The sequence below is a fragment of the Pseudomonas sp. RHF3.3-3 genome (assembly GCF_048069595.1).
Classification (GTDB): domain Bacteria; phylum Pseudomonadota; class Gammaproteobacteria; order Pseudomonadales; family Pseudomonadaceae; genus Aquipseudomonas; species Aquipseudomonas fuscovaginae_B.
On the sequence record NZ_CP182250.1, the window covers coordinates 6,131,744 to 6,148,198 of the forward strand.

Genomic DNA, 16,455 nt, shown 5'->3' on the forward strand with positions numbered 1-16,455 from the left:
GTGTCGACCTGGGTGGGCCGGCAAGCGGCCCACCCAAGCGCTCCGGCCCCTACGCGCCCGTGCCGCCCACGGTGATCGCGTCGATCTTCAGGGTCGGCTGGCCAACACCCACCGGCACCGACTGCCCATCCTTGCCACACGTGCCCACACCACTGTCCAGTGCCAGGTCGTTGCCAACCATCGACACCCGACTCATGGCTTCCGGCCCATTGCCGATCAGCGTCGCCCCCTTGACCGGCGCAGTGATCCTGCCGTCCTCGATCAGGTAGGCCTCGCTGGTGGAGAACACGAACTTGCCGCTGGTGATATCGACCTGGCCGCCGCCGAGGTTGGCGCAGTAGATCCCCTTCTTCACCGAGGCGATGATTTCCGCCGGGTCGCTTTCGCCGCCGAGCATGTAGGTGTTGGTCATGCGTGGCATCGGCAGGTGCGCATAGGATTCGCGGCGGCCGTTGCCGGTACGGGCGACGCCCATCAGGCGGGCATTGAGCTTGTCCTGCATGTAGCCCTTGAGCACGCCGTTCTCGATCAGCGTGGTGCATTCGGTCGCAGTGCCCTCGTCGTCGACGCTCAGCGAGCCGCGACGGCCGGCCAGGGTGCCGTCATCGACGATGGTGCACAGGCTCGAAGCGACCCTTTCGCCCATCCGTCCGCTGTAGGCCGAACTGCCCTTGCGATTGAAATCGCCTTCCAGGCCGTGGCCGACCGCCTCGTGCAGCAGGACGCCAGACCAGCCGGAACCGAGCACCACCGGCAGTGTACCGGCCGGAGCGGGGACCGCTTCCAGGTTGACCAGCGCCTGGCGCAAGGCCTCGCGGGCATACCCCATGGCACGGTCTTCACTGAGGAAATAACGGTAGTCGGTACGCCCGCCACCACCGTGGCCACCCCGCTCGCGCCGGCCATTGTGCTCGACGATCACGCTGACGTTGAAACGCACCAGCGGTCGTACGTCCGCCGCCAGGCCACCGTCGGTAGAGGCCACCAGAATGCGCTCCCAGACACCGGCCATGCTCACCGAAACCTGCTGGATACGCGGGTCGAGGGCGCGAGTGGCGACGTCGATGCGCTTGAGCAGCTCGACTTTCTCGGCGCGGGTCAGGACGTCCAGCGGATTGTCCGGTGCATAGAGTTGTGCCACGTCCTGGGCGGAGAACGCTTGCACCCGGCCGTTCTGCCCGGCACGGGAGATCGAACGGGCCGCACGCGCGGCTGCGCCCAGGGCGTCGAGGGTGATGGCATTGCTATAGGCGAAGCCGGTCTTTTCCCCGGATTGCGCGCGTACGCCGACACCCTGGTCCAGGTTGAAGCTGCCTTCCTTGACGATACCGTCTTCGAGCGCCCAGGACTCGGAAATCTGCCCCTGGAAATACAGGTCAGCGGCGTCGATGCCGGGCCCGGCCAGGTCACCCAGGACCGATTGAAGGTTTTCGATGGTCACGCCACCCGGCGCCAACAGGTGTTCGCTGACTGAGGACAACAACTCGCTCATAGGTTTTGCGCCTTATTTCGTCATTGCGATGCAGGTCGCTGCGCGCCCTGCGAGAAAAAGCGCCGGTGACTCGCCACCGGCATCCGCGCCCGGATGGACGCCTGTTCATTACTGTCACGCTCGGCCAGCAACACCGCTTCGCCCTGATCCTGCCGGGCGAGGACACGCCCCCACGGATCGACGATCGCCGCATGCCCGAAGGTCTCGCGCGGCCCCGGATGCACGCCGCCCTGGGCAGCCGCCAGCAGATAGCACTGGGTCTCGATGGCACGGGCACGAATCAGCACGTCCCAATGCGCCGCACCGGTCACTGCGGTGAAGGCCGAGGGCGCGGTGATCAGTTCCGCACCGGCCAGCCGCAGTTCGCTGTACAGCTCGGGGAAGCGCAGGTCATAGCACACGCTCAGGCCCAGACGCCCCACCGGCGTATCGGCCACCACTACCCGGCTACCATGAGCATAGTCATCGGATTCACGATAACGACCCCGATTGTCCGCCACGTCCACATCGAACAGGTGCAGCTTGTCGTAGCGGGCCACCGTTTCGCCCTGGTCGTCGACCAGCAACGAGCAGGCATTGGACTTGGCATCCGGCTGGCCGACCGGCGGCAACGGCAGGGTACCCGCGACAATCCATAACCTGAGGTCGCGGGCGACCTGTTTCAACCACGGCAGGATCGGCCCCTCGCCCAGCGCCTCGGCCCGGCCGATCGCGGCGACGTCACGACGGCCCATGGCAGCGAAGTTTTCCGGCAACACCGCCAGTCGCGCACCGCCTTCGGCGGCCTGCTCGAGCAGGCGACGGGCCTGGGTCAGGTTGGCCAGCACATCGTCCTGGCTGACCATCTGGATGACGGAGAAAGTCATGGCACACTCCTTGGAAGACTGGCCACCATGCTACTCCATGGGGCGCTACTTGGACTTTTCAAAAGGTTTGTCGAACGTGATTTTCGGTTCTTTCCAGGGACCGGTGACGCTGTACTTCACACTGGCGAACCGCGCGACCCGGTCGCCGATCAGCTTGTCGATCAGGAACAGCGCACCACCGATGGCCGGCGCCCCGACGATCAGCGCGGCGATCGGCAGGTTGTTGGTCACCGGCAAGGTCACCAGCAGCTTGGCATCGACCCGGTCGCTGACCATGTCCAGCGTACCGTTGAGTTCCAGGTTGCTCGACGGCCCGGTCAACGTGATCGGTTCGCGGGTGACATATACGCCATCGCTGGCTACCAGCAGTCCCTTGACCCGGTCATAGCTCAGGCCCTTGCCGAGCAGGTCGGAGAAATCCAGGCGCAGGCGGCGACCGATGGAGTTGAAGTTCAGCAGACCGAACACCCGCAAGGCCTGGGCACCGCCCTCGACTTCGACGAACTGGCCCTTGCGCAGGGTCGCATCCAGGCTGCCGGAGAAACGCTTGAGCCCGACCCAGGCCGGCGAGCCGGGCCAACGGCCATCGACATCGAGGTGGAACTCGTCGCTGGTCACGGTTGGCGCGAAGCTCCAGGCCTTGAGCACATCAGCGAGGTTCTTGCCCTCAAGGCGCCCATTGATCCAGCTGCCACTGCTGCCCGGCGCGCCTTCCCAGCCGCCATTGCCCTGCAACTGCATGCCCTTGAGGCCGAGATTGAGGTCGTTGAGCTGGATTCCCTTGGGCGTCGGCCGCACCTTCAGCGACCAGGCGCCCACCAGGTCCTGGCCCTGGAACAACTGGTCGATGGCGATATCCAGCGCCGGGATCTGCTGTGGGTCCACCGAGGCCAGCGGGTCCGGTGCATTTTCATCGGCGACCACGCTCGGGTCCGGGGCCGGCAACCGCACATAGGCCAGCTTGACGCCGATCGGGGCCCCCTTGGCATCCGGCAGCGTCACACTACCCTTGGCCTGCTGGCTGTCGATCAACAATCCCCAGGTCGAGCCACTGCGGGCCATCTGCAGGCTGACCTGGTCGAACCGGGTGCCGAAACCGCTGAGCTTGTCGACCTTGAAATCCGCGCTGCTGAGCAACTGTTTGGCATTGCCGCCCGGATCCTGGCCGGCATAGCGGTCGATCACCGCCTTCCACGGTTCCATGTCCAGTTCCGAGAGTACGCCACGTACCCGCAGGCCCTTGACCGTCGGCAGTTGTGCATCGCCATCGCCGAGGAACAACTCCCCCCGGCCGTCGGCGAACCTGCCGCCCGGGGCGGCAAAGGTGAAGTTCGCCAGCTCGCCATAGTCGAACCAGTAGCGCCGTTCGGCACCTTGCAGGGTCATGCGGAACACGCTGTCGCGCCCCTGGCTGGCCGGCATGCCAAAAGGAGCGGGCAGATCGACGGCCACGCCCTTGAGGTTGGAACTGATCATCAGTTGGCTGTCGGCACCGTCGAGGTTCAACTGCAGCTGGTAAGGCAGGTCGCCGGATACCGGCAGCGGCTGGCTGACGCCCAGCCAATCGGTGAGTTTCCTGAGGGCCACCTGGCCCTTGGCGGTGACCCGGGTGCTGAGGCTGCCAGGCTTGCCGTCGGCACTGATCTGCGCGGTGATCGGCCGGTCGAACGCCTGGGCGCTGATGCCATCGCCACTGAGGCCCTTGTCGCTGTCGAAACGGAAATTGCCCTTGAGCTGGGTCAGTTCGAGACTCGGGTCAGCCAGCTTCAGCCGCGCCTGGTCGGTGGCGAAGTCCACCAGCACCTTGGGCTCGTCGCCCTTCTCCAGCGGAACATCCAGCCTGACCTTGCCCTGCAGGCTGCCCTCGCCCTGCCAACCGGCAAAGGTCGGGCCGGTACCGATCGGCGCCTCCTGGAGAATCTTCAGGCCATCGCCGAGACCGCCGGCAAAGTTGCCGTCGAGGAACATGTGCGGCGCCTTGCCCGCGGTCGAGTGCGGGATGTTGACCATCACATCGCTGACCTGGGTATCGAGCAACTGGCCCTTGCTGGCCTTGATCCGCACCCCGCTGTCCTCGATGAACACATCGCCGTTGACCTTGCCGACATGGGGCCAACCCGGCTGGAAGGCCAGTTCGGCGTCATGGACCTTGAAGAACAGGCTGATGCTGCGTGCGGCGGCGGCGGCATCGTGGTTCAGCGAACCCTGGTACTGGAAGAAACCCTGGTCCACGGCACCGTGGAGAATCGCGGTACGCAACCATTCGTCGAGGGAGGGGCTCAACACCGCCGGCAGGTACTTGGGTGTGAAACGTCCGTCACCGTCGACCAGGCCGACCCGCAGGTCCATGTAGTCTTCCTGCTCCGGGGCGAAATGCAGGCGGATCAGGAAGTCGGCGGCGATCCGCCCCTCCTCGCCGAGCACCTTGATATAGGGCGCGATCAGGGTAAAGCCCTCCTGATCGAGCTTCCAGGTCAGCCGGGCGTTAGCCTGCAGGTACTGCCAGGGCTTGTTGAAGATCGGATAGAGGAACAGCGAGAAGTCCTTGCTGTCCATGCGCAACTCGCCGTGCCCCAGGTCGCCGCTGATGCTGCCGGTGACATTGCGCGCCGCCGGCGCACCGTGATAGGCGTCGAAACCGACCCGCTCGAGGTTGGCCTCGAAGCTCAGGCGACGGTCACCGGTTTCCTGTGGCCGGTAATCGAGCAACACATTGCGCAAGGCCCCGGTGACTTTCAGGTGGTCGATCACCGTGGCCAGCCCTTGCGGCAGCGGCGCCAGGCTGTCGAGCAGCGCAGTGATCGGCGTCAGGTCCAGGCGATCGGCCTGCACGTGCCACACTTCACCGCTCTTGTCGGTCGCGGCACTCTGCTGCAATTGCAGGTGGGACTCCCAGCGGGTCTCCCCCAGGTTCATCGCCAGCGAGTCGAGCAGCAGGCTAAAGCCCTGGTCGTTGCGTTGCAGATAGGCATTGAGGGCGAGGTTGTCGATTTTCGCCGGCTGGCGATCGGCGTACCCACCGCGAAACTGCGGGGCATTGAGCCGCGCCACGGCGCTCTGCACCGTGCCATCGGCCCACTTCAACCAGAATTCACCGCCGGCCTTGAGTTCGGCGATCTTCCATTTCCCGGCCAGGCTCGCCGGCAGCCAGCGCGCCCAGTCGCTCTGCGGCAGGCTCAGGTAGGCTTCGGCGGACGCATGGCGCCAGTCGCTGGGGCGCATGCGGGTCGTCAGGTTGAGCGCCAGTGGCTGGCCGTCGGGCAGGTTCAGGCGCAGATCGAGGCGCTGGCGACCGGGGCCGACGCGCAGGTTCAGGCCGACATAGGTCAGGGTCAGCGGCGACTCGCCATAAGGTTCCAGCGTCAGTTGACTGTCCAGCACCGACAACTGCTCGATCACCTGCAGGCGCTTGAGCACCTGTTCAGGGTCCAGCGGCTGGTCATCAGCCGGGCGCGGCAGGCCTTCGAGGGCCCATTGCCCATCCTCGCCCTGCCTGAGGTTGAGCTGCAGCCCATGCAGTTCGAGGCGGGCGATACGCAGCTCGCGGGCCAGCAGGCTGGCGCGGATATCCGGGATCACCTGCACATGGTCCAGGCGCAGGGCCGAGGCCCCCGTACCGATCATTACATCGTGGGCCGACAGCACCGGTGCCAACCCGCTCCAGTGCCCTTCCAGGCTGCCGATGGCCAATGGCATGCCCAATGCCGCCTGCGCCCTGGTTTCGACATCGGCCCGGTATTCGGCCACCAGCGGCACGAGTTGCCGCCCCAGGCTGACGTACAACGCCAGCAATACCAGCAGCAACGCACAGATGCCCAGGCTCCAGCGGGTCAACGCGGCAACAAAGCGCGACAAACGCTCCATGTCAGTGGCCCCTCAGGCAGAATTCGATGAAAAGGCCGGCTTCAGGCAGTGCGGGCAATATGTATACGGAACAGGGAATCAGAGCAGCACCACGTCGTATTGTTCCTGGGAGTACATGGTTTCGACCTGGAAACGGATGGTGCGCCCGATAAAGGCCTCCAGTTCCGCGACATTGCCCGACTCTTCATCCAGCAGCCGGTCGACGACTTTCTGGTTGGCCAATACTCTATAGCCTTCGGCCTGATAGGCACGGGCCTCGCGGAGGATTTCGCGGAAAATCTCGTAACAAACCGTCTCCGGGGTCTTCAGCTTGCCGCGCCCCTGGCAACTGCTGCACGGCTCGCACAACACCTGCTCCAGGCTTTCGCGGGTGCGCTTGCGGGTCATCTGCACCAGGCCCAGTTCGGTGATACCGATGATGTTGGTCTTGGCGTGGTCGCGTTCCAGCTGCTTTTCCAGGGTACGCAGCACCTGGCGCTGATGCTCCTCGTCCTCCATGTCGATGAAGTCGATGATGATGATCCCGCCCAGGTTGCGCAGGCGCAGTTGGCGGGCGATCGCGGTGGCCGCCTCGAGGTTGGTCTTGAAGATGGTTTCCTCGAGGTTGCGATGACCGACGAAAGCCCCGGTATTGACGTCGATGGTGGTCATGGCTTCCGCCGGGTCGACCACCAGGTAGCCGCCGGACTTGAGCGGGACCTTGCGCTCCAGGGCCTTCTGGATCTCATCCTCGACACCGTACAGATCGAAGATCGGTCGTTCGCCGGGGTAGTGTTCCAGGCGATCGGCGATTTCCGGCATCAGCTCGGCGACGAACTGCGTGGTTTTCTGAAAGGTTTCCCGGGAGTCGATACGGATCTTCTCGATCTTCGGGCTGACCAGGTCGCGCAGGGTGCGCAGCGCCAGACCGAGGTCCTCGTAGATCACATTGGGCGCACCGATGGTCTTGATCTGCGTACCGATCTGGTCCCAGAGGCGCCGCAGGTAACGGATGTCCATCATGATCTCGTCGGCCCCGGCGCCCTCGGCGGCGGTACGCAGGATGAAGCCGCCGGCCTCCTTGATGCCTTCCTGGGCCACGCAGTCGCTGACCACCTTCTTCAGCCGCTCGCGCTCGGCTTCGTCTTCGATCTTCAGCGAAATGCCGACATGTGCGGTGCGTGGCATGTACACCAGGTAGCGTGACGGAATCGACAGCTGCGTGGTCAGGCGGGCGCCCTTGGTGCCGATCGGGTCCTTGGTGACCTGCACCACCAGGCTCTGCCCTTCGTGAACCAGCGCGCTGATGCTTTCCACCGCCGGGCCTTCGCGCATGGAGATTTCCGAGGCGTGGATGAACGCAGCCCGGTCCAGGCCGATATCGACGAACGCCGCCTGCATGCCCGGCAGCACCCGGACCACCTTGCCCTTGTAGATATTGCCGACGATACCGCGCTTCTGCGTCCGCTCGACATGGACCTCTTGCAACACACCGTTCTCTACCACCGCCACGCGCGATTCCATCGGCGTGATGTTGATCAGGATCTCTTCACTCATGGCTGCGTCTCGTTCAGGCGTGTTCACAATTATTGCCGTTCACTGGGGTGCGGCAATCAGCGCACGATAAGGTTTTGCCAACAGGGTATGTCGAAACGGCCAAGCAGTTCTGCGGTTTCGCACACAGGCAGGCCGACAACGCCCGAATAGCTGCCGTTCAGGCTCTCCACGAAAACCGCCGCCAGACCTTGAATGGCATAGCTCCCGGCCTTGTCGCGGGGTTCGCCGCTGGCCCAGTAGGTGTGTGCCTCTTCTGTTTTGATAGTACGAAATTTCACGAGACTGCGAACCACCCGCGACTCGCAGCGCTCGCCGTCGAGCAACGCGATGGCTGTCAGCACTTCATGTTCGCGCCCCGACAGGGCGAGCAGCGTGGCGACCGCATCCGCCTCGTCCAGCGGCTTGCCGAGAATTCGCCCATCGAGCACCACGGCGGTATCGGCGCCCAGCACACAGGCCACGACATCCGCACCGAGGGCGGCACGCCCGGCCGCAGCCTTGCCACGCGCCAGGCGCTCGACATAGGCCATGGGAGATTCGTCGCTCAGGGGCGTTTCATCGATATCGGCACTGATGGCCGTGAACGGCACACCGATCTGGGTCAGCAGTTCACGCCGACGCGGCGAGCCGGAGGCCAGGTAGAGCGGGTTCATCAGGACATCTCCTTGTCGGGGCTCGTCACGCGGATCATCAGGCACCGGGAAATGGCCGATGATTCAATCAGTTGATCTTGTAGCGCCGGCGCAATCCGCGCAGCCCGAAGCTGACCCAGGGCCACAGCAGCGCGCTGACCAGGGCCGGCAGCACCAGCGCGAGAGTGGGCTGACGGTTGCCGGTCAGGGCGCTCAGCCACAGCTGGACCAACTGCGCCAGGCCGAAGATCACCAGGATCACCAGGCTCTGCTGCCACATCGGGAACATGCGCAGCCGTTGCTGCAGCGACAGCACCAGGAAGGTGATCAGCGTCAGGATCAGCGCGCTCTGCCCGAGCAGGGTGCCATAGAGCACATCTTCGGCCAGGCCGAGCAGGAACGCGGTGACCATGCCGATCTTGTGCGGCAGGTACAGCGACCAGAATGCCAGCAGCAGCGCCAGCCACAGCGGACGCAGGATTTCCATGAACTGCGGCAACGGCGAGACACTGAGCAGCAGGCCGATCAGAAAGGTCAGCCAGACGATCCAGCCGTTACGCGAAAGAGTGGCGCCCGCCATCATTCCTCCTGCCGTTGAGTGGCCGCCGACGGCCTGCTGGCCGGCTTGGCCGCGGGTTTGGCGGTGGTCGGTTTTGGCGCCGGAGTGCTGTTGGCCGCACCCTGCGCGGCAGCGGCAGCGGCAGCGGCAGCCGCCGCGCCATGGGCGGTCGGCTTGGGTACCGGGGCCGTGGCGGCGGGCGTGGCCGGTGGTGCCGCAGGCTTGGGCACGGTCGCCGGAACCGCAGCCGCGCCCTCACCCTGCTTGTCGGCTTCCTGGGCCTGGGCCGCATCGTTGGCCCGCTCTTCCGGTGTACGGCTGTCGCTGAACACCAGCAGCAGGTAGCGGCTGCGGTTCAACGCGGCGGTCGGCACGGCGCGAACAATGGCGAACGGCTGGCCCGAGTCATGGATGACTTCCTTGACCGTCGCCACCGGGTAGCCGGCCGGGAACCGCTGGCCCAGGCCGGAACTGACCAACAGGTCGCCTTCCTTGATGTCCGCGGTATCGGCGACATGACGCAACTCCAGGCGCTCGGGGTTGCCGGTACCGCTGGCGATCGCCCGCAGGCCGTTGCGGTTGACCTGTACCGGAATGCTGTGGGTGGTGTCGGTCAGCAGCAGCACACGGGAGGTGTACGGCATCAACTCGACCACCTGGCCCATCAGGCCACGGGCATCGAGCACCGGTTGCCCAAGCACCACGCCATCGCGCTCGCCCTTGTTGATGATGATGCGATGGGTGAAGGGGTTGGGGTCCATGCCGATCAGTTCGGCGACCTCGACCTTCTCGTTGACCAGTGCCGAGGAGTTCAGCAGTTCGCGCAGGCGCACGTTCTGCTCGGTCAGGGCGGCCAGTTTCTGCAGGCGCCCCTGCAACAGCAGGTTCTCGGTCTGGAGTTTCTCATTCTCGGCGACCAGTTCGGTACGGCTGCCGAACTGGCTGGCCACGCCTTGCCACAGCCGCTGCGGCAGGTCGGTGATCCAGTACGATTGCATCAGCACCAGCGAGGCCTGGCTGCGGATCGGCTTGAGCACCGTGAAGCGGGCATCGACCACCATCAGCGCAACCGACAGCACGACCAGCACCAGCAGGCGCACGCCCAATGAGGGGCCTTTGGCGAAAAGCGGTTTAATGAGCCGCTCCTCCCAGGCAAATAGACATTTTATTCATACGGCATCAAACCGGCCTGGATGCAGATTGACAGAAGATAAACGCAACAGGCAGCACTGCAAAGTGCTGCCTGTGAACGGACCGTCGTAGCGTCTGCCAGCGAACTCACTCGCTGGAGAGCAGGTCCATGGTGTGCTTGTCCATCATTTCCAGGGCACGGCCACCGCCGCGGGCCACGCAGGTCAGCGGGTCTTCGGCAACGATCACCGGCAGGCCGGTTTCCTGGGCCAGCAGCTTGTCGAGGTCACGCAGCAGTGCGCCACCACCGGTCAGTACCAGACCGCGCTCGGCGATGTCCGAAGCCAGTTCCGGAGGCGACTGCTCCAGAGCGCTCTTGACCGCCTGGACGATGGTCGCCAGGGACTCCTGCAGCGCCTCGAGCACTTCGTTGGAGTTGAGGGTGAAGGCACGGGGTACGCCTTCGGCCAGGTTACGACCGCGGACGTCGACTTCACGGACTTCGCCGCCCGGATAGGCGGTACCGATTTCCTGCTTGATGCGCTCGGCGGTGGATTCACCGATCAGGCTGCCGTAGTTGCGACGCACGTAGGTGATGATCGCTTCGTCGAAGCGGTCGCCGCCCACACGTACGGATTCGGCATAGACCACACCGTTCAGGGAGATCAGCGCGATTTCGGTGGTACCGCCGCCGATATCGACGACCATCGAGCCACGGGCTTCCTCGACCGGCAGGCCGGCACCGATCGCGGCCGCCATCGGCTCCTCGATCAGGAACACTTCACGGGCACCGGCGCCCAGCGCCGATTCACGGATGGCGCGACGCTCGACCTGGGTCGACTTGCAGGGCACGCAGATCAGCACACGTGGGCTGGGCTGCAGGAAGCTGTTTTCGTGAACCTTGTTGATGAAGTACTGCAGCATCTTCTCGCAGACGCTGAAATCGGCAATCACACCGTCCTTCATCGGACGAATGGCGGCAATGTTGCCCGGCGTACGACCGAGCATGCGCTTGGCTTCGGTACCGACGGCGACGACACTTTTCTGGTTGCCATGGGTGCGAATCGCAACAACCGATGGCTCATTCAGGACGATACCGCGCTCGCGCACGTAAATAAGGGTGTTGGCTGTACCCAGGTCGATGGAAAGATCGCTGGAAAACATGCCACGCAGTTTCTTGAACATTGGAAAGGGACCCTGGGCAACGCGTGGGTAAAAAAGTGCGGCAAACTCTAACAACGACGGGGATTTTGGGCAAGGCGCCAATATGTTAAATTAGGCGTTTTTCCGAGCACCATCCCATACAATCGCGGCCATGTGACCGTGCAAATGCGGTAGTGTTCCACCAATCCAACATCCGGACAGCTTCCATTTTGTTTTCCACTGGAGATTCCCATGGCGCTTGACCGCTCCGACGTGGAAAAAATCGCTCACCTGGCCCGCCTGGACCTGGTCGCAGACGATATTCCACGCACCACCGAAGCCCTGAACAGCATTCTGGGTCTGGTCGACCAGATGCAGGCTGTCGATACCGACGGTATCGAACCCCTTGCCCACCCTCTGGAAGCGAGCCAGCGCCTGCGCGCCGACGCCGTGACCGAACGCAATAACCGCGAGGCCTATCAGTCCATCGCACCAGCGGTCGAAAACGGCCTGTACCTGGTTCCGAAAGTCATCGACTAAAGGGAAAGAGCCTGCAATGCATCAAATGACTCTGGCCGAGATCGCCCGCGGACTCGCCGACAAGAAGTTTTCCGCCGAAGAACTGACCCGCACCCTGCTGGCGCGCATCGCCCAGCTCGACCCGCAGGTCAACAGCTTCATCAGCCTTACCGAGGAACTGGCCCTGCAGCAGGCCAAGGCTGCCGACGTGCGTCGCGCCAATGGCGAAAACGGTGCCCTGCTCGGCGCGCCGATCGGCCACAAGGACCTGTTCTGCACCCAGGGCGTGCGCACCAGTTGCGGCTCGAAGATGCTCGACAACTTCAAGGCACCCTACGATGCCACCGTGGTGGCCAAGCTCGCCGCCGCCGGCGCGGTGACCCTGGGCAAGACCAACATGGACGAGTTCGCCATGGGTTCGGCCAACGAGTCGAGCTACTACGGCAAGGTGAAGAACCCGTGGAACCTGGAGCACGTGCCGGGCGGTTCGTCGGGCGGTTCCGCCGCGGCAGTTGCCGCGCGCCTGCTGCCGGCCGCCACGGCGACCGACACCGGCGGCTCGATCCGCCAGCCGGCGGCGTTCACCAACCTCACCGGCCTGAAGCCGACCTACGGTCGCGTTTCGCGCTGGGGCATGATCGCCTACGCCTCCAGCCTCGACCAGGGTGGCCCGCTGGCCCGTACCGCCGAAGACTGCGCACTGCTGCTGCAGGGCATGGCCGGTTTCGACCCGCAGGACTCCACCAGCATCGATGAGCCGGTGCCGGACTACAGCGCCAGCCTGAACGACTCGCTGCAAGGCCTGCGCATCGGCGTGCCGAAGGAATACTTCAGCGCCGGTCTCGACCCGCGCATCGCCGAACGGGTGCACGACAGCGTCAAGGCGCTGGAAAAGCTCGGTGCGGTGATCAAGGAGATCAGCCTGCCGAACAACCAGCACGCGATCCCCGCCTACTATGTGATCGCGCCGGCCGAGGCCTCCTCCAACCTGTCGCGTTTCGACGGCGTACGCTTCGGCTATCGCTGCGAGAACCCGGCCGACCTCACCGACCTGTACAAGCGTTCCCGTGGCGAAGGCTTCGGTGCCGAAGTGCAACGCCGGATCATGGTCGGTACCTACGCCCTGTCGGCCGGCTACTACGACGCCTACTACCTCAAGGCCCAGAAGATCCGCCGCCTGATCAAGAACGACTTCATGAACGCCTTCAAGGAAGTCGACGTGATCCTCGGCCCGACCACGCCGAATCCGGCCTGGAAGATCGGTGCCAAGAACAACGATCCGGTCGCCGAGTATCTGGAAGACTTCTACACCATCACCGCCAACCTCGCGGGTCTGCCGGGCTTGTCCATGCCTGCGGGCTTCGTCGACGGCTTGCCGGTCGGCGTGCAATTGCTTGCCCCGTATTTCCAGGAAGGCCGCTTGCTCAATGTTGCGCACCAGTATCAGTTGAACACTGACTGGCACACCCGCACCCCCCAGGGGTTTTGAAGCTGCTGCGCTCGGTAATGCTGCGTTGAAAGCTGGCTCGTAATGCTCATTGACTACAGTCAACTGCGCTTACTCGCCAGCCTTCGCCTTGCCTTACCTTCGCTCGCGACGCTTCAAAAGTCCCCTGGCAAGATTTGAGGAAAAACACCATGCAATGGGAAGTCGTGATCGGGCTGGAGATTCACACCCAGCTCGCCACCCAATCGAAGATTTTCTCCGGCAGTTCGACCACCTTCGGCTCCGAACCCAACACCCAGGCCAGCCTGGTCGACCTGGGCATGCCTGGCGTGCTGCCGGTGCTGAACCAGGAAGCGGTGCACATGGCGGTGCAGTTCGGCCTGGCGATCGACGCCGAGATCGGCCAGCACAACGTGTTCGCCCGCAAGAACTACTTCTACCCGGACCTGCCCAAGGGCTACCAGATCAGCCAGATGGAACTGCCGATCGTCGGCAAGGGCCACCTGGATATCACTCTGGAAGACGGTACGGTCAAGCGTATCGGCATCACCCGTGCGCACCTGGAAGAAGACGCCGGCAAGAGCCTGCACGAAGACTTCAGCGGTTCCACCGGGATCGACCTGAACCGCGCCGGTACCCCGCTGCTGGAAATCGTTTCCGAGCCGGACATGCGCAGTGCCAAGGAAGCCGTGGCCTACGTCAAGGCGATCCACGCACTGGTACGCTACCTGGGCATCTGCGACGGCAACATGGCCGAAGGCTCGCTGCGTTGCGACTGCAACGTCTCGGTACGCCCCAAGGGCCAGGCCGAGTTCGGCACACGCTGCGAGATCAAGAACGTCAACTCGTTCCGCTTCATCGAGAAGGCGATCAACTACGAAGTACAACGCCAGATCGAGCTGATCGAGGATGGCGGCAAGGTCGTCCAGCAGACTCGCCTGTACAACCCGAACACCGATACGACCAAGGCGATGCGCAGCAAGGAGGAAGCCAACGACTACCGTTACTTCCCCGACCCGGACCTGCTGCCGGTGATCATCGAGGACTCGTTCCTGGATGAAGTGCGCGCCAAGCTGCCGGAACTGCCACCGCAGAAACGCGAGCGCTTCCAGTCGCAGTACGGCCTGTCGCTGTACGATGCCAGCGTCCTGGCTTCGAGCCGCGAGCAGGCGGAGTACTTCGAACAGGTGGTCGCCATCAGCGCCGACGCCAAGCTGGCGGCCAACTGGGTCATGGTCGAGCTGGGCAGCCTGCTGAACAAGCTGGGCGTGGAAATCGACCAGGCGCCGGTCACTGCCGAACAACTGGGCGGCATGCTGCTGCGGATCAAGGACAACACTATCTCGGGCAAGATCGCCAAGACCGTGTTCGAAGCCATGGCCAACGGCGAAGGCAATGCCGACCAGGTGATCGAGGCCCGCGGCCTGAAACAGGTCACCGACAGCGGTGCGATCGAGAAGGTGCTGGACGAAGTGCTGGCGGCCAACGCCGAGCAGGTCGAGCAGTACCGTGCGGCGGACGAAGCCAAGCGCGGCAAGATGTTCGGCTTCTTCGTCGGCCAGGCGATGAAGGCCTCCAAGGGCAAGGCCAACCCGCAACAGGTGAACGAACTGCTGAAAAGCAAGCTCGAAGGCTGAGTCGGGCCAAACAGGCCCTGACACCAGCCCACTGTGGGAGCGGGCTCACCCGCGAAGACGATGTATCCGACACATTGCATTCGCGGGCCAGCCCGCTCCCACCTATCGATCGCCCCATGCGATCTCTGTAGGGAGCGCCCCCAGATGAAACGCCTGTTCGCCGCCCTTGCCTTCCTCAGCCTGCTGGCCGGTTGTGCCACTCACGATATCGACCCGCGCGGCTACGACGAAACCGGCACGGCCTCCTATTACGGTCGCCAGCACCACGGCAAGCGCACCGCTAGCGGTGAACCCTTCAACCAGAACGGCCTGACCGCCGCCCATCGCCAACTGCCGTTCGGTACGCGGGTAAAAGTCACCAATCTTGCCAACGACCGCAGCGTCGTGGTCCGTATCAATGATCGCGGCCCGCATACCCGCGGACGCCTGATCGATGTTTCCCGACAAGCCGCCGAAGAGCTGGGCATGCTACAAAGCGGTACCGCGCGCGTGCGCGTCCAGAGCCTCAGCGACTGACCCCGGGGAGCCCCGCCATTTTCGGATTGACCCACCTGCCGATCCTGAGCCTGATCCAGCTGCTCGGCGGCCTGTTCCTGCTGGTCATCGGCGCCGAACTGCTGGTGCGCGCAGCCGTGCGCCTGGCCGCCCGCCTGCGAGTGCGGCCGCTGCTGATCGGCCTGACCGTCGTCGCCTTCGGCAGCAGCGCCCCGCAGATGGCCGTCAGCCTGCAGGCCGCCCTCCAGGAAAACGCCGACATCGCGGTCGGCAGCGTGATCGGCGGGAATATCTTCAACACCCTGGTGACCCTCGGTCTCTCGGCGCTGATCATCCCGCTGCGGGTCTCGCGCCAACTGGTGCGCCTGGACATACCGCTGATGATCGTCGCCAGCCTCATGGTCTTCGGCCTGGCCCTCAACGAAGAGCTGAGCCGCTTCGACGGTGTGCTGATGCTGCTGGTGTTTGCACTGTACCTGGGGTTGCTGCTGCGCACCTCGCAACACGGCCTGCCGCACCCCGCCCCCGTGCTGCAAACACAGCGCCGGCCTGCGCCCTGGCTCAGCAGTGCGTTCTGGATGCTGCTCGGCCTGGCCCTGCTGACCCTCGCCGGCCACCTGCTGCTCGATGCCGCCGTCGAAGTGGCCACGGAACTGGGCCTGTCGGAAAGGATCATCGGCCTGACCGTGGTCGCGGTCGGCACCTCCCTGCCGCAATTGGCCACGTCGCTGATCGCCGCCATCCGCGGCCAGCGCGATATCGCCGTCGGCAACGTGATCGGCGGCAACCTGTTCAATCTGCTGGGCGTGCTCGGCGTGACCGCGCTGATCGCCCCGCAACCGCTGTCGGTCTCGCCCAACGCGTTGTCGTTCGACCTGCCGGTAATGCTCGCCGTCGCGGCCTTGTGCTGGCCGGTATTCTACTCCGGCTATCGCATCACCCGTGCCGAGGGCCTGCTGTTTCTCGGCCTGTACCTGGCCTACGGGCTGCACGTGGTGTGGTTCACCACCGGCATGCCGATGGCGGTGCGGCTGGAACACCTGATGCTGTTCTTCATCCTGCCGGCGCTGCTGGTGTATCTGCTGTTCAGTACGCTGCGAGCCTGGCGTCGCCAACATTCCTAGGAGCCACTGC

Annotated in this window: 13 protein-coding genes; 5 read left to right on the forward strand and 8 right to left on the reverse strand. The window is 64.3% G+C overall.

Features of this window, described 5'->3' with window-relative positions:
* Positions 1-49: 49 nt before the first annotated feature.
* The 8 genes from tldD to mreB form a co-directional block, all read right to left on the reverse strand.
* The gene (tldD, locus tag ACMGT0_RS26955; RefSeq protein ID WP_054061746.1) at positions 50-1,492 is read right to left on the reverse strand and encodes a metalloprotease TldD; all 1,443 of its coding nucleotides are present in this window, start codon (positions 1,490-1,492) and stop codon (positions 50-52) included.
* A gap of 20 nt (positions 1,493-1,512) precedes the next feature.
* Entirely contained in the window at positions 1,513-2,358 is an 846-nt protein-coding gene (locus tag ACMGT0_RS26960; protein ID WP_054058958.1) for a carbon-nitrogen hydrolase family protein, read from the reverse strand.
* Positions 2,359-2,403: 45 nt separating this feature from the next.
* The gene (locus ACMGT0_RS26965; protein WP_054061747.1) at positions 2,404-6,222 is read right to left on the reverse strand and encodes a YhdP family protein; all 3,819 of its coding nucleotides are present in this window, start codon (positions 6,220-6,222) and stop codon (positions 2,404-2,406) included.
* Positions 6,223-6,300: 78 nt separating this feature from the next.
* Positions 6,301-7,758, reverse strand: coding sequence for a ribonuclease G (gene rng, locus ACMGT0_RS26970; protein WP_054058956.1), 1,458 nt, complete (start codon positions 7,756-7,758; stop codon positions 6,301-6,303).
* Positions 7,759-7,814: 56 nt separating this feature from the next.
* The gene (locus ACMGT0_RS26975; protein ID WP_416770512.1) at positions 7,815-8,411 is read right to left on the reverse strand and encodes a Maf family protein; all 597 of its coding nucleotides are present in this window, start codon (positions 8,409-8,411) and stop codon (positions 7,815-7,817) included.
* A gap of 67 nt (positions 8,412-8,478) precedes the next feature.
* The gene (mreD, locus tag ACMGT0_RS26980; RefSeq protein ID WP_019361976.1) at positions 8,479-8,970 is read right to left on the reverse strand and encodes a rod shape-determining protein MreD; all 492 of its coding nucleotides are present in this window, start codon (positions 8,968-8,970) and stop codon (positions 8,479-8,481) included.
* Positions 8,970-10,037 (reverse strand): rod shape-determining protein MreC, encoded by a 1,068-nt coding sequence (mreC, locus tag ACMGT0_RS26985; protein ID WP_416773555.1) that lies wholly within the window; start codon positions 10,035-10,037, stop codon positions 8,970-8,972. The genes mreD and mreC overlap by 1 nt, the downstream gene beginning before the upstream one ends.
* A gap of 190 nt (positions 10,038-10,227) precedes the next feature.
* The gene (gene mreB, locus ACMGT0_RS26990) at positions 10,228-11,265 is read right to left on the reverse strand and encodes a rod shape-determining protein MreB (protein WP_002555108.1); all 1,038 of its coding nucleotides are present in this window, start codon (positions 11,263-11,265) and stop codon (positions 10,228-10,230) included.
* Between the two features lie 210 nt (positions 11,266-11,475).
* Between mreB and gatC the strand changes: the two genes are divergently transcribed.
* The 5 genes from gatC to ACMGT0_RS27015 all read left to right on the forward strand — a co-directional run bounded on the left by gatC (position 11,476) and on the right by ACMGT0_RS27015 (position 16,445).
* On the forward strand, positions 11,476-11,763 hold the full coding sequence (gene gatC, locus ACMGT0_RS26995) for an Asp-tRNA(Asn)/Glu-tRNA(Gln) amidotransferase subunit GatC (RefSeq protein ID WP_054061518.1): 288 nt from the start codon (positions 11,476-11,478) through the stop codon (positions 11,761-11,763).
* A gap of 16 nt (positions 11,764-11,779) precedes the next feature.
* A complete protein-coding gene (gene gatA / locus ACMGT0_RS27000; protein ID WP_416770516.1) occupies positions 11,780-13,231 on the forward strand; it encodes an Asp-tRNA(Asn)/Glu-tRNA(Gln) amidotransferase subunit GatA in 1,452 nt (483 codons plus the stop codon).
* A 134-nt stretch (positions 13,232-13,365) separates the two neighbouring features.
* On the forward strand, positions 13,366-14,826 hold the full coding sequence (gatB, locus tag ACMGT0_RS27005; RefSeq protein ID WP_275044046.1) for an Asp-tRNA(Asn)/Glu-tRNA(Gln) amidotransferase subunit GatB: 1,461 nt from the start codon (positions 13,366-13,368) through the stop codon (positions 14,824-14,826).
* Positions 14,827-14,970: 144 nt separating this feature from the next.
* Complete coding sequence (locus tag ACMGT0_RS27010) at positions 14,971-15,342, forward strand: septal ring lytic transglycosylase RlpA family protein (protein ID WP_054060699.1); 372 nt, start codon at positions 14,971-14,973, stop codon at positions 15,340-15,342.
* A 50-nt stretch (positions 15,343-15,392) separates the two neighbouring features.
* On the forward strand, positions 15,393-16,445 hold the full coding sequence (locus tag ACMGT0_RS27015; protein ID WP_416773557.1) for a calcium/sodium antiporter: 1,053 nt from the start codon (positions 15,393-15,395) through the stop codon (positions 16,443-16,445).
* The last annotated feature ends 10 nt before the right edge of the window (positions 16,446-16,455 follow it).

Excerpts from the sequence above, each read along its gene's own strand:
- tldD (WP_054061746.1), bottom strand. The coding sequence starts at position 1,492 with ATGAGCGAGTTGTTGTCCTCAGTCAGCGAACACCTGTTGGCGCCGGGT.
- ACMGT0_RS26960 (WP_054058958.1), bottom strand. The coding sequence starts at position 2,358 with ATGACTTTCTCCGTCATCCAGATGGTCAGCCAGGACGATGTGCTGGCC.
- ACMGT0_RS26965 (WP_054061747.1), bottom strand. The coding sequence starts at position 6,222 with ATGGAGCGTTTGTCGCGCTTTGTTGCCGCGTTGACCCGCTGGAGCCTG.
- rng (WP_054058956.1), bottom strand. The coding sequence starts at position 7,758 with ATGAGTGAAGAGATCCTGATCAACATCACGCCGATGGAATCGCGCGTG.
- ACMGT0_RS26975 (WP_416770512.1), bottom strand. The coding sequence starts at position 8,411 with ATGAACCCGCTCTACCTGGCCTCCGGCTCGCCGCGTCGGCGTGAACTG.
- mreD (WP_019361976.1), bottom strand. The coding sequence starts at position 8,970 with ATGGCGGGCGCCACTCTTTCGCGTAACGGCTGGATCGTCTGGCTGACC.
- mreB (WP_002555108.1), bottom strand. The coding sequence starts at position 11,265 with ATGTTCAAGAAACTGCGTGGCATGTTTTCCAGCGATCTTTCCATCGAC.
- gatC (WP_054061518.1), top strand. The coding sequence starts at position 11,476 with ATGGCGCTTGACCGCTCCGACGTGGAAAAAATCGCTCACCTGGCCCGC.
- gatA (WP_416770516.1), top strand. The coding sequence starts at position 11,780 with ATGCATCAAATGACTCTGGCCGAGATCGCCCGCGGACTCGCCGACAAG.
- ACMGT0_RS27010 (WP_054060699.1), top strand. The coding sequence starts at position 14,971 with ATGAAACGCCTGTTCGCCGCCCTTGCCTTCCTCAGCCTGCTGGCCGGT.